Origin of the sequence: Methanosarcina sp. KYL-1 (assembly GCF_024372725.1) — an archaeon.
Taxonomy (GTDB): domain Archaea; phylum Halobacteriota; class Methanosarcinia; order Methanosarcinales; family Methanosarcinaceae; genus Methanosarcina.
In genome coordinates, this window is the sequence record NZ_VOUA01000003.1 from 165,817 (window position 1) to 178,932 (window position 13,116).

The 13,116-nt window shown below is 46.6% G+C and carries 9 protein-coding genes; 6 read left to right on the plus strand and 3 right to left on the minus strand.

Annotated elements, in window-relative coordinates:
• Positions 1-172 precede the first annotated feature (172 nt).
• A complete protein-coding gene (locus FTO70_RS04305; protein ID WP_255334471.1) occupies positions 173-331 on the plus strand; it encodes a hypothetical protein in 159 nt (52 codons plus the stop codon).
• Between the two features lie 24 nt (positions 332-355).
• Here FTO70_RS04305 and FTO70_RS04310 read toward each other — a convergent pair whose 3' ends face one another.
• Positions 356-2,263 carry a PAS domain-containing protein gene (locus FTO70_RS04310; RefSeq protein WP_255334472.1) on the minus strand — a complete coding sequence of 636 codons (1,908 nt, stop codon included), beginning with the start codon at positions 2,261-2,263 and terminating at the stop codon, positions 356-358.
• Between the two features lie 700 nt (positions 2,264-2,963).
• Here FTO70_RS04310 and FTO70_RS04315 point away from each other — a divergent pair.
• Positions 2,964-3,707 (plus strand): hypothetical protein, encoded by a 744-nt coding sequence (locus FTO70_RS04315; protein ID WP_255334473.1) that lies wholly within the window; start codon positions 2,964-2,966, stop codon positions 3,705-3,707.
• Between the two features lie 251 nt (positions 3,708-3,958).
• Here the strand turns inward: FTO70_RS04315 and FTO70_RS04320 are convergent, their stop codons facing one another.
• The gene (locus tag FTO70_RS04320; RefSeq protein ID WP_255334474.1) at positions 3,959-5,872 is read right to left on the minus strand and encodes a PAS domain-containing protein; all 1,914 of its coding nucleotides are present in this window, start codon (positions 5,870-5,872) and stop codon (positions 3,959-3,961) included.
• A gap of 240 nt (positions 5,873-6,112) precedes the next feature.
• Here FTO70_RS04320 and FTO70_RS04325 point away from each other — a divergent pair, with 240 nt between their 5' ends.
• On the plus strand, positions 6,113-7,288 hold the full coding sequence (locus FTO70_RS04325) for a tetratricopeptide repeat protein (RefSeq protein WP_255334475.1): 1,176 nt from the start codon (positions 6,113-6,115) through the stop codon (positions 7,286-7,288).
• A gap of 395 nt (positions 7,289-7,683) precedes the next feature.
• On the opposite strand, the gene glgP is transcribed toward FTO70_RS04325, so the two are convergent.
• On the minus strand, positions 7,684-9,369 hold the full coding sequence (gene glgP / locus FTO70_RS04330; protein WP_255334476.1) for an alpha-glucan family phosphorylase: 1,686 nt from the start codon (positions 9,367-9,369) through the stop codon (positions 7,684-7,686).
• A gap of 391 nt (positions 9,370-9,760) precedes the next feature.
• Here glgP and FTO70_RS04335 point away from each other — a divergent pair, with 391 nt between their 5' ends.
• The 3 genes from FTO70_RS04335 (at position 9,761) to FTO70_RS04345 (ending at position 13,059) form a co-directional block, all read left to right on the plus strand.
• The gene (locus tag FTO70_RS04335) at positions 9,761-10,864 is read left to right on the plus strand and encodes a HEAT repeat domain-containing protein (protein WP_255334477.1); all 1,104 of its coding nucleotides are present in this window, start codon (positions 9,761-9,763) and stop codon (positions 10,862-10,864) included.
• Between the two features lie 608 nt (positions 10,865-11,472).
• A complete protein-coding gene (locus FTO70_RS04340) occupies positions 11,473-12,399 on the plus strand; it encodes a GAF domain-containing protein (RefSeq protein ID WP_255334478.1) in 927 nt (308 codons plus the stop codon).
• A gap of 117 nt (positions 12,400-12,516) precedes the next feature.
• The gene (locus FTO70_RS04345) at positions 12,517-13,059 is read left to right on the plus strand and encodes a DUF2227 family putative metal-binding protein (RefSeq protein WP_255334479.1); all 543 of its coding nucleotides are present in this window, start codon (positions 12,517-12,519) and stop codon (positions 13,057-13,059) included.
• Positions 13,060-13,116 lie beyond the last annotated feature (57 nt).

A 13,116-nucleotide genomic window follows, 5' to 3' on the forward strand; every position in this document is an offset into this window, starting at 1 on the left:
TTTCCATTGTAAGACAGTTTGACAATTGAGCCCACTCATCATTTTTTATTTTTTGATATAGTACGCCTGATATAGTACGCCTGCTTCTTTCCGGCTCCCTTTCCTCAGCATCCTCACTTCTTCCAGCCGGTTCAAATCTCTTATTGTTATTTTTCTATCAATTTGATACTTTTTGATAGATATTGATAATAAAAAACCCTTCAAAATATGCGGATTTGTTCCTGTACCTGTCGATCAGGTTTTAAAAGATAAAGTAATTTTGAAAATAGTTGGAACTGGTGGGTTTAACCGGTTTGTGGGTTTAAATGGGTTGCAGAAATTCGCATTTTGATAAATTCCGGGAAGTGTATCTCCCTCACTTCTCCCCAAACGCGATCCTGAATTCTGTCCCCTTTTTTCTCTTAAGCTCTATTTCACCTTCGATCTGTTCCACCAGGGTGTTCACGAGCTGGAGACCGAGGGAGTTTGGATTCTCGAAATCGATGTTTTCAGGAAAACCTGAGCCGTTATCGGAAATGATAAGAAGGAGTCGGGAGTTTCCATTGCTTTCGGGATTCTCCGGGTTGTGGCTTCTCAGCCTGTGGATTTTGATCCGGATTTCGCCTTCAGTTCCTTCGGGGAATGCATGTTTCAGAGCATTGGATACAAGTTCGTTGATGATGATTCCCATCGGGATTGCGGTGTCCATTTTGAGGGAAATGTCTTTTTCTATGTCCATTAAAAGGTTTATTGCGGTACTTTCGAGATTATAGGAACGGAAAAGTTCTGCTGCGAGTTTCTGCACGTAAGCCGTGAAGTCAAGGTTTTCCATGTCTCTGGACCTGTACAGTTCCTCGTGGATCATGGACATTGAAATGACCCTGCTCTGGCTTTCCCGGAAGGCCTCTACGACCCGGCTGTCGCTGAACTTTTCGGCCTGGAGGTCAAGAAGGGAGGAGATAACCTGCAAATTGTTTTTTATCCGGTGGTGGATTTCTTTTTTGCGGATTTCTTCGGCTTGCTTTATGATTTCTTCCGAGAGCTTTTTTTCGGTGATGTCTTTTAGAACCCCAAGAATTCTGCATATGCGGCCCATTTCATCTTTCAGGGCGATCCCATGGTCTTCCAGATAGAGATAGCTCCCGTCTTTCTTTCGGAACCTGTATTCCTCGCAGATAATCCCGCCGGTTTCAAGCAGCTTTTTGTGTGTCTCCCAGACCATTTCCCGGTCTTCAGGATGTACATGCTCTATCCAGAAATCCACGCCTCCTTCTTTGAAAGCTTCCGTACCGTAGCCGGTGATTTCCTTAAAAGGGCCCGAACAGTCTATTTTGTCATTTTCGACGCAGCAGTCGTATACCATCTGGCCGGTCTGCTCTGTAACGAATCGGTACCTCTCCTCACTTTTCTGTAATTTTTCCCGGCTCTGTTTTTTTTCCGTAATGTTTTTCATTACGCCGAGAACCCTGTATACCTGGCCCTTTTCGTCTTTCAATAAAATCGCGCTGTTTTCCACGTAAATATAGCTGCCGTCCTTTTTTCTGGCCCAGAATTCCTGATAGAATTTGTCCCCGGTCTTCAGGGAACTCTCAAGCGTGCTCCATACCCTTTCCCTTTCTCCGGGGTGTATAAGGTCTCTGAGGGCAGGCAGGTAAAATTCACTTAATTCTTCCGGAGTGAAGCCGGTAATCTCCTCTATGGCTCCTGCCCACTCGATCCTATTAGTCCCCGCATCGATGTCGAAGATCAACTGGCCTGTCTGCTCGGCAACGTGGAGGAACTTCTCTCTGGTCCTCTCCAGTTTTTGTCTGGAAAGTACCTTTTCCGTGATATTATTAAGCACTCCCAGCGTTTTGTAAGGGCGCCCTTCACTATCTATGAGAAAAGTTGCAATGTTTTCAAGATAAACGTATTTTCCGTCTTTCCTGAGGAACCTGTATTCTTCATTGAGTTCTTCCCCGGTTTTCAGGGAAATATCTATTCTTTCATTCATTCGTTTTCGGTCTTCCTGATGTATGAACTCTTTGAAGGCGGCCAGGTCGATTGCGTGAAATTCTTCAACATCGTACCCGGTAACGTCCTTTATAGCTCCCACCCATTCAACCTTTCCTTTCACAAGATCGGCTTCAAAAAACATTCTTCCGGTCTTTTCCGCAAAGAGCCGGTACCTTCTTTCCATCTTCAGGATTTTTGCAAGGCTATTTTCAGGGAATGTCCGTGTTTCTCCTTCGAAGAGTTCAGCAGTTGGGTACTGTAAGGAGATTTTTATTGCCTCTTCATCCATAATATCTGCCGTCTTTAAGTCTCACATCTGATAAAAGTTTTAACTATTTAAATATTGTCCTGAGGTATGAGCCAGAGTCCATAATTTTACCAGCTACTGATAGCTATTTCCTATCCCTTGCTTTCGGTTTGATAGGTTATTAGAGGCAGTTAAATCTGTTTCTAATCTTCTTTCCGTCAATTGGATAGATTTTGATGGATTTCACTTGTTAAAACACATGCAATCCACTGATTTTGCCTTAATTGAATAGTCTTTCAGTATAAACTCTCTCTTTCTTTTGCAAGCTGTATTACTTTTTGGTAAAACCTGCCTCCAAAAAAACCGTGAAATTATATACCAAAATAAATATATACAATAATCTCGAACTACAGAATATATTTCAGGCAATATGGAAAAAAGTATGTAATGTGTAGCCCATGCAAGGGTGTGGTTCAGGCATGAAACCTGAGAAGTCACAAAGGAAACAAAATTAATTTCTTGTTGAAGATGGACTTGATTTTTTTGTATGGTAAAGCTGACCGCTTTTTGAAGATTTGTGGATTTTTGAGGTCTGCTCATGAATAAAAAGGATGGAAAAAAGTCATTATTCGGTCAATTAAGGTATTCATGGGATTCATTACCAGAAGCCATAAAGTTATTTGGTGCTGTACTTGGTATAATCATCGCGCTTAATACTTTATTTTCTCCCCCGCCTATTGAGGTGGATTATTTTAATGCGGGTCCGGAAGTTGTTAAATCCGGAGAGCTTTCCACTTTAAACTGGGGAGTTTCCGGCGTTACAGACATTACTATCGAGCCTGATGTCGGGACTGTGGAATCCGCCGGGACTTTTCAGGTTTCTCCTGCCGAAACCACAACTTACAAACTTACAGCTTCGGATGGCGGTGAGGAAAAAGTAGCTTTTTGTACGATTACGGTTGAAAAGGAACCCCTCATCATCAATTCTTTCGATGCGAACCCGGACGTTATAGAGGCCGGAGGGAATACCACTTTAAATTGGCGTGTTTCCGGGGTTGAAAATGTTACCATCGAGCCTGATATCGGAACTGTAGAATCCGCAGGGACCCTTCCGGTGTCTCCTGCCGAAACAACCACTTACAAGCTTACAGCGTCGAATGATGAAGAAGAAGACATTGCTTACTGTATTATTACAGTTGAGCAGAAATTGCCAGCTATCAATGTTTTTAATGCAAATTCGGATGTTATTGAGGCAGGAGGCAGTACTGACCTGACCTGGAATGTTTCCGATGCTACGAGAGTTTACATAGAACCCGGAATCGGGGCTGTGGGTTTAAGCGGCAGCCAGCGGGTATTCCTCAGTGAGAGCACAACTTACACCCTTATAGCCACAAACGATGAAGGCAGCTCCGAAGCTACTAAACTTGTGCTTGTGGACGAATCTCCTGCACCGGACTCCCCTGCACCGCCCCCCACACCCCAATAATTTTCACCCCCTCTAAAAGGTATTCGATCGCTATCCGTGGGAGACCACACTGCGGTGGACAGCTGCCCGATTAGGCCATCTCTAAAAAAGGATTACTGTCGTGATTCCTAACGTATCTTCTTTAACGGCTACAGGATCTGTTTCACAGATGTTTTTCCTTCCATACCTGTGATCTGCTTCACTCCTGGCTATTTATGGAAGTGATGGCTTCAGGTCTGCAGGTGGGAGGCCTCCCTCCTCTGCATTGATTTTCAGTTTTCCTCTTTTCCAAACTCAATCCTGAATTCCGTCCCCTGTTTTCTCTTAAGCTCTATTTCACCTTCGATCTGTTCCACCAGGGTGTTCACGAGCTGGAGACCGAGGGAGTTTAGATTCTCGAAATCGATGTTTTCAGGAAAGCCTGACCCGTTATCAGAAATGACAAGCAGGAGCCGTGAGTTCTCACTGCTTTCGGGATTCTCCGGGTTGTGGCTTCTCAGCCTGTGGAGTTTGATCCGGATTTCGCCTTTTGTCCCTTCGGAGAATGCGTGTTTCAGGGAATTGGATACAAGTTCGTTGATGATGATTCCCATCGGGATTGCGGTGTCCACTTTGAGGGAAATGTCTTTTTCTATGTCCATCAAAAGGCTGATTTCTCTGCTTTCGAGCTTATAGGAACGGAAAAGTTCTGCTATGAGTTTCTGCACGTAAGCCGTAAAATCAAGGTTTTCCATATCTCTGGACCTGTACAGTTCCTCGTGGATCATAGACATCGAAATGATCCGGTTCTGGCTTTCCCTGAAGGCTTCGACGACCCGGCGGTCGCTGAACTTTTCGGCCTGGAGGTCAAGAAGAGAGGAAATCACCTGCAAATTGTTTTTTATCCGGTGGTGGATTTCCTTTTTGCGGATTACTTCGGCTTTTTTCAGGTCTTCTTCGGCTTTTTTCCTGTCTGTGATGTCATGAATAAATCCCTGGAACAGCTGGTTTTTTCCTTCGGAATCACAGATGCTCTGTATGATTTCATGGACCCATCTAATCGTCCCCTCTCTGTGCAGGACTCTGTATTCGTGATTTATAACCATTTTCGGGCTCTCAACCAGCTTTATCTGGTTCTCCAGAAATTCTTTCCGGTCTTCAGGATGAACCAGATCAATACACTGGATATTTCCACAAAGAATTTCTTCAGGAGAGTAGCCGAGAATATCCTCTACAGCTCCCTGCATCATCACAGGAATAAAGTTCCGGTCCAGCTGGAACCCGACCCCTTTGAAATTCTGCATATACGTGCGGAAGCGCTCTTCACTTTTCTGTAATTTTTCCTGGCTCTGCAACCTTTCGGTGATGTTTTTAACTACACCCAGAGCCCTATATACTTGCCCTTCTTTGCCTTTGAGGAAAACCACACTGGTTTCCACGTACATATAGTTGCCACTTTTCTTCCTGACCCAGAATTCCTGGTAGAATTTATTCCCGGTTTTTAGGGAATATTCCAGAGAGCCCCATACATTGTCTATTTCTTCTGGATGTATCCGGTTCATCAGGGAAGGCAGATCGAATCCACTTAATTCTTCCGGAGTAAAGCCGGTGATTTCCTCGATTGCTCCTGCCCATTCAACTTGATTTGTCATCGTATCGATGTCGAAGATCAATTGCCCTGTCTGTTCTGCAATGTAGAGGAACTTTTCTTCGATTCTCTTCAGTTTTTGCCTGGAAAGTACCTTTTCCGTCATATCTATAAATATCCCAAGCGCCCTGTAAGGGCGTCCCCTTTCTCTTTTTAGAAAAATCACACTGTTCTCCAGATGAACATAGCTCCCGTCTTTCCTGCGCAATCTGTATTCTTCATTAATTCCCTCCCCTGTTTCAAGGGAATAATCTATTATCCGGCTGATTCGTTTTCTATCTTCAGTGTGCAAAAATTCTTTGAAGTCTTCCAGGTAGATTTTCTTAAATTCTTCATTGTCGTATCCTGTAACGTCCCTTATCGCTCCCGCCCAATAAATCTCCCTTTTTTCCAGGTCCGCATCAACGAACATCCTACCGGTCTTCTCAGCAAAAAAACAGTATCTTTCTGCCATTTGCAGAATTTGTTCAGGGCTATTGCCGAAGAATATTAGCTTTTTTCCAGGGGTAAGTTCGGGAACCCGGGATTTTAAAGAGATTTCAATTTCTTCTTTAATCATGCTGTCAGCCACCCACAGACTTAACACTTATTATGTTTTTTTTGCTTAAATAATATTCGAAAGTTAAAACCCCGTTCTCAGCCCCCTGGTTCTCAGCAGTTTTCGCAGCAAGGCCTGTTCAGATTTATCTGCAATCCAAAATTTTCAGGATCCAAACTCTTCAAGATCAAACCTATGTCCTCTATGAAAGGCATGGGATTATCTTTATTAGATAAATTGCCTAAAACTTCTCATCAAACCATGAAACGCAAAAACAAAAGTGGAACCGAAAACCCCCCTATACGGGACCCTCCGGCCCCCTCAACCGTCTACATCAAAATCAAGAACATCCCCTACGAGACTTTCAAGACCCGGCTGAACCAGGGCCTTGTCACCACCGAGCTTGACCAGATCCGCTACCGGCTGGAGAGGCGAATCTACTGCTGCGGGACCTGTTCAAAATACGTGAACGGCTACTGTATCATTACTAACAGGATCCCGGAACCTGACGGCATCTGCAAGGTTTTCGTGCCGAAACCGGAGTTTGTCTACATCGATGTCCGGCCTGCCTTCGGAAAGGAAGGGGAGGATGCGGGATTCAAATACCTCGCGGAAGCCGACGTTCAAAGGGGTGCCGGAGAAGCCGGGGCAGAGGAGCGAAAAAGTCCCGGGGCCCTGTATGAAGAAGGCCTGGCTCTTTACAAGCAGGGCCGGTTAAAAATGGCTCTGGAAGCTTTCGACAGGGTGCTTGCCGGAAACCAGGAACATTTCGGGACCTGGTTTTATAAAGGGGTTGCCCTGCTGAAGCTCAAACGCTATGAGGAAGCCCTGGCAGCTTTCGAAACTGCCATAAAACTCAATCCGGACCACGCCGCTACCTGGACAAATAAGGGAATCGTACTCGTAAAACTGGAACGATTTCAGGCTGCGCTCGAAGCTTTCGAAAAGTCCCTCTACCTGAACCCGGTCCAGAAAAATGCCTGGGAAGGGAAAGATGCCGTGCTTGTGCAGATACGCCACTCAAAAGAAGCCCTGGAAACATACGAACAGGCCCTGGAAGTAAATCCCGAAAACGCCGAGGCCTGGTTTGAAAAGGGAAAGCTCAATTTGAAGCTCGGGGAGCAGGAAAAAGCCAGGGAAGCCTTTGAAACTGCTCTCAAAAGAACACCTGACAACGCCGAGGCCTGGTTCCTGAGGGGTAAAGTCCTTTTCGAAATGGAGCCTGGAAAAGAAGCCCTTAATGCCTTTGAAAAGGCAACCCGGCTGAAACCCGGTTACCCGGAAGCCTGGTATGAAAAAGGTAAGGCCTTCCTGAAACTTGAAAACCCCAGGGGGGCAGAAAACGCATTCAAAATCGCTGCGGACTTATGGGAAAGCGCCAGGGAACCTGGAAAGGCAGAAAAAGCCCGCGAAAAAATTCGGAAAATAAGGAAATAAGGCTAAAATGAAGGGGCAGGAATTTCTATGCTCGAAGTCCCGAAACAGGTCCGGCGGTTCCGGTCTTTCCGGATTTTCCTGGCAGCTGCTTTTCAATAGGATGTAGCAATTTCAGGCTGCTGTTTTCCAATTGGACCTCTGTTTTCCAATTGGACCTCTGTTTTCCAATTGGACCTCTGTTTTCCAATTGGACCTCTGTTTTCCAATTGGATATACCAATTCCCGACGGGCACTGTTGAGTCAGGGTGCTCCGCCAGATTCGCCTGAATGAAAATGGCAATCAGGTTATGGATCCATAAATGATCCTTCCGTAAATTATCCTTCCGTAAATGATCCTTAATTGGCCGGTAACCTGGAATGAGATTGTTTTTTCCCTGCTTTATTTTTTCCCTGCTTCACAGGTAGGCGTGGGTCACGTAACGCCGCATCATCCTGTGGCTGTTGAAGTAGTAGGCGACCATGCCTATGGAGTTGTTGATTAGCTTCAACCATTCGTCCTTTCTGTCGTAGTACATGGGGACGATGATATAGTAGAGCTTGTTGTAAAGGTCGTTGATTTCACAGGTTTTGCACTCTTCTTCCGTGAGATTCTCTTCGGTCTGGGGCCCAATGGACCAGCCGGTCACGCCTTCGATCCAGCCTTCAATCCACCAGCCGTCGAGTACGCTGAAGTTCACCACGCCGTTGTGGGCGGCTTTCATGCCGCTTGTGCCCGAGGCCTCATAGGGGCGGTGGGGTGTGTTCAGCCAGAGGTCTACGCCTGAGACCATCAGGGCTGCCATATCCATGTCGTAGTTTTCCAGGAAGACAATTTTCATTTCGCCTTTCAGTTCCTCTATGTACCTGAAAATTTCCCTGATAAGTGCTTTTCCTGCTTCGTCTTTCGGGTGGGCCTTACCTGCAAAAATAAGCTGGATTTTCCCTCTTCTGTTTACCTTCCTGAGCCTCTCCAGGTCGGAGAAGATGAGAGTCGAGCGCTTGTATTCTGTCATGCGCCGGGCAAAGCCGATTGTCAGGGTCTCGTAGTCCATGCCTGCCCCGGTCTGCCTGTTTACCTCGTCTATAAGGGCTTTTTTCGCTTTCCTGTGGGCAGTCCAGACCTCATCGTCAGGGATTCCCCCAACCCTTACCAGGAGTTCGGGCTCGTTTGCCCAGCCAGGGAGGTAGCGGTCATAGAGTTCCCTGAAAAAAGGAGAGGTCCAGGTATAGGAGTGGACGCCGTTTGTTATTGCCTGTATCTTGTAGCCCGGGAAAATTTCCTGGGAGATGTGGCTGTGCCGCTTCGTGACCCCGTTAACGTAGTTGGACAGGTTAAGGGCAAAGAGGCTCAGGTTCAGGCGGTCTGCACCCCCGAACCGCTTGAGGACTTCCATATCGCCCCGTTCCGTAAGCAGCTCCTCTACGAGCCCGTAGTCGAACTTGTCGTGCCCGGCTTCCACAGGGGTGTGGGTTGTAAAGATACACAGGTCCTTTACGCCTGTAACATCCAGCCCGTTGCGGTTCAAAAGCTCAAGGGCGAGCAGGCAGGAATGCCCTTCGTTCATGTGGTACTTCCGGACCTTAAAGCCCAGGGCATCGAGCATCCTGACTCCTCCTATCCCAAGCACGATTTCCTGCTTGAGCCTGTAGTGGTAGTCCCCCCCGTAGAGGAAATCGGTGATTCCTCGGTCTTCTTCCGAGTTCCCTTCCACATCCGTGTCCAGCAGGATGATGGGTACGCAGCCTCCTGTAAGGCTTTTGCAGTTGTAAAGCCAGGCCCGGATTCTCACTTCGCGGCCCTGGATATTTACGCTCACTTCTTTCGGGAGGGGGGTCATAAACCGCGAAGGTTCCCATTCTTCCTTGTTTTCTGTCTGGTTGCCCGAGGCATCAAGCGCCTGCCGGAAATAACCTTTGTTGCTGACCAGCGTTACGGCTACCAGCGGGATTTTCAGGTCTGCAGCCGAGCGGATGGTATCGCCTGCAAGCACGCCAAGGCCTCCCGCGTACGTAGGGATTTCACTCTTGATCCCTATTTCCATAGAAAAATAAGCGACTTTTTGCCCTTTCAACACTCCCTGTAAATCTTCCGTGCCAGCCATTCGTTCCCCCAGTATTTTAAATTAGGTTAAAATTGATGATGTGGACAATATAAATTGATAATATGGACAATATAAATTGATAATATGGACAGGTTAGACAACGTCTATTTTCTGTAAACGTTCAAATTTTATGTTCAAGTTCAAATTTCCGGTAATTAAGAAAAATATATTTGATGATATATCAAGTTGATCTATGGCATCAAGTTGATTCCTGGCAGCAGAAAAAAGAAAGAAGTTTCAGAGTTCAGGAGGATGTTTTCTGCTGTTTTAAATATTTTCATCGAAAAACTTAATAAATCAAATGTTTTTAAGTATGATTTTAAATATATAATGTCAATATATTATTCAGGTGGATATATTCTAAAGGTGGACGTAAAATAGGTGGATGGAAATGCACGAAAGCGCTGTAGCTCTGCCCCCTGATGATCCTGAAGAAAATGAAGAGCTTTCTTTACGATCAATGAAGTTAATGAAGGAAAGGGCAGTAAAGGACAGGGATCACACCGTAAGGCGGGAGGCCCTCCTTGAACTTGCGGAAAAGTTCGAAAATAATGATGAAGTCTTTGAGTTGATCAGGGAAAGGGCTGTCAGGGACAGCAATTATACGGTCAGGAAAACTGCCCTTCAGGTGCTGGCAGGGCTCTGGAAAGAAAAACCCGGGGTCCTGGCCCTTGTGAGGGGAAGAGCTCTTGAGGATGTCAATTACGAGGTCCGAAGGGCTGCTGTTAGGGAGCTTGCAGCTTCCTGGGGAGACAGGCCTGAAATCCCGGAACTTCTCAGGGACTGGATGGTAAATGCGGAGGACAAATTTGTCCGGAGTGCGGCAATTCAGGAGCTGTCCAGGTGCTGGGGAAATACCTGCTGCACTTTTGGCTTCATAGCGGAAAGGGTGCTAAAGGAAAAGGACGGTTTTGTCCGGGCTGTCGCAGTCCAGAGCCTGGCAAAATACTGGAAAGAAAAACCTGAGACCCTTTCGCTGGTCAGGGACAAAACCCTGAGTGATGCACATTATTCTGTCAGGTATGCCGCTTTGCAGGAGCTCACCGAGGGCTGGCCCGAAGAAGCCGGGATCCTTCCTCTGGTAAAGGAAAGGGCAGTAAAGGACGAACACTATTCAGTCAGGGGTGCTGCCCTCCAGGAGCTTGCAGCGAACTGGAAGGATGACCCGGAAATCCTGGAGCTGGTCAGGGACAGGTGCCTGCATGATGAGGACAACATGGTGCGGGGAATTGCTGTTCACCTGCTTGCTTCCATCTGGCACGGTAAACCCGGGACCTTTGAGCTGGTGCAGGAAAAAGCCGTTTCAGACAGGCATTATTCTGTCAGGAAAAATTCTATTGAGGAACTTGCAAATGTCTGGCGTGAGAGGCCGGAAACCCTGGAGCTTGTCAGGGACAGGCTGCTCAACGACACTGATAATTTTGTAAGGATTACGGCGGTCCAGGAACTTGCAAAAGGGTGGCATGATGAACCCGGGACCCTTCCTTTTATATAGAAAATGGCTCTCAGGGAAAAAGACGAGTTTGTAAGGAATGCGGCGGTCCAGGAATTGATTGACGGCTGGCAGACCCGGGATGTAGCTGAGTTTATAGATGAGTTACCTTTGTAAATTTAACTTCCAAAATGTTTTCTCTACAGTTATGATCCGGTCAACTCATGAATTACCTGCACCACTGAGCTTCGTGGACCGTTTTCGGCGTGGTTTATGAGGTGCAGATTATTTCCGGGTTGACTCTGCCCGGGCTGGCGTTTTTAAATATATATATTTTTCCCCTCTTTTTTTGTTTCCAACAGCTGCTCCCGGTTCTGGCCGGATTCATATTTCAGGCCGCAGCATCCTGATACTTCCCAAAAGTTCAAATCACAAGCTTTTTAATTTATTGGGTATTACTTGTTACTTGAAGCAAAAAACCTAAATAGGCGAAACTTTCTCCTAGCTTCCTGCAATAATATTCTATTCACAAAATATTCTATTCACAAAATATTCTATTCACTAAATCCTGTGCACAATACCCTATGCGCAAGACGGAGACTAAAATGGCTAAAGTGGCTTCGAGTTCAGGTAGGAATGGCAATCATGGAAGGCAGAAACCCAGTAAATGCATGAGCGAACAGGCTCTATGCAGTGCCCTGGAGATGGCAAAGGAACTTATCTCGGTAATAAACAAGGTTCCGGTGACTGTTTTCCTGTGGAGGCCCGAGAAATACTGGCCTGCGGAATTCGTATCCGAGAACATAAGGCAGTTCGGGTATACAATAGAAGAGTTCACATCCGGAAAGCTGCTGTACGGGAATATTGTGCATCCCGACGACCTTGAAAGGGTTGAAAGGGAACTCTCCAGGCGGATTGAAGAAGATTACGTGGATTTCACCCATGAATACCGGGTCCTGACCAGGGGCGGGGAAGTGCGTTGGGTTGAAGAGAGGACTTTTATCGAAGCCGATGAGAACGGGGTTGTAAAATATTTAAAAGGTATTATCCTGGATATCACCGAACGCAAGCAAAAAGAAAAACTGCTTTACATCCAGCGGGACCTGGGCATTGCCCTCAGCACTTCGGAAGACCTGCATGAAACCCTGGGGCTGCTGCTTGACTCCTGCCTCCAGATAGACGAAATCGATGCAGGCGGCATATACCTGATCGATGAGGAAACCGGGGACATGTCTCTTGGGATCTACCGCGGCTTTTCTCCAACCTTCGTTGAGTATGCTTCCCATTACAGTGCCAGTTCTCCCAATGCCAAGCTTGTAATGATAGGGCAGCCCGTCTACAAGCAGCACATAGACCTCCTCCTGACCTCCAGGGACGATGCGCTCAGGCAGGAAAACCTGAGAGCTACGGCAATTCTCCCTGTCAAGCATGGAAAAAAGGTTATTGCTGCCTTTTACCTGGCATCCGAGCGTGAGTATGAGCTTTCCGACAGCGTGCGCACTGTCATCGAGACCATTGCAACCCAGTTCGGAGTCTTCATCTCCAGGATCCGGCTTGAAGAAAAGCTAAAGGAATGTGTGAAAAAGCGCAACTCTTAAATAGGCTTTTTTTCTTCCTTTCACCTTCTTATTCGTTTTAGGGCCTGTTTCTGGTTATCGAAACCTGAAGCAGGTTTATTTCCTTAATTAAAAAACGGAAAAAAGGTGAATGAAAACTTGCCAGGCGGAAAAACCCACGATAAGTTCAATATTATTGTCCTGTTTATTATTCTTTTAGGCCTCTTTCCTCTCCTTGAAAGGCCCCTGCTCCCTTTCCCTGAAAGCTACCTTGAAAGCCGGAGGATAACGGTTTTTTCCCTTGCTTACCTCTTTGGCACCTTCTTCTTAAGCCCGGACCTTGACATCAAGAGCGGCCCCTACAGGAGGTGGGGAGCTCTGAAGGTTATCTGGCGCCCTTACCAGCGGCTTTTCGGGCACAGGGGAGTTTTACACCACCCTGTTTTCGGCCCGATAATCCTTTCCCTCACCCTTGCCTTTATGCTCTACTTCCCTCTGGCCTTGCTGGACCTCGGGGTGAACCGGATCCCGGTCGAAAGTGCGGATTTTGCCGTTATTACCCGGTTAAAGGCCCTGCTGGACCTCGGCACGAATTTGCCTCCCGTCTGGGCAGGAGTAGCTGCGCTGCTCGGGCTTGTCCTTTCTATGGAGGTCCATTACCTTCTGGATTTCATATGGGGAAAAGTAAGGTTTTTAAAATAGATAGCCGGTGAATTTTTAGAGATCAGGTGCAGTCCTGGAGATCCGATAAATTTTAGA

Excerpts from the sequence above, each read along its gene's own strand:
- FTO70_RS04310 (WP_255334472.1), bottom strand. The coding sequence starts at position 2,263 with ATGGATGAAGAGGCAATAAAAATCTCCTTACAGTACCCAACTGCTGAA.
- FTO70_RS04320 (WP_255334474.1), bottom strand. The coding sequence starts at position 5,872 with ATGATTAAAGAAGAAATTGAAATCTCTTTAAAATCCCGGGTTCCCGAA.
- FTO70_RS04325 (WP_255334475.1), top strand. The coding sequence starts at position 6,113 with ATGAAACGCAAAAACAAAAGTGGAACCGAAAACCCCCCTATACGGGAC.
- glgP (WP_255334476.1), bottom strand. The coding sequence starts at position 9,369 with ATGGCTGGCACGGAAGATTTACAGGGAGTGTTGAAAGGGCAAAAAGTC.
- FTO70_RS04335 (WP_255334477.1), top strand. The coding sequence starts at position 9,761 with ATGCACGAAAGCGCTGTAGCTCTGCCCCCTGATGATCCTGAAGAAAAT.
- FTO70_RS04340 (WP_255334478.1), top strand. The coding sequence starts at position 11,473 with ATGAGCGAACAGGCTCTATGCAGTGCCCTGGAGATGGCAAAGGAACTT.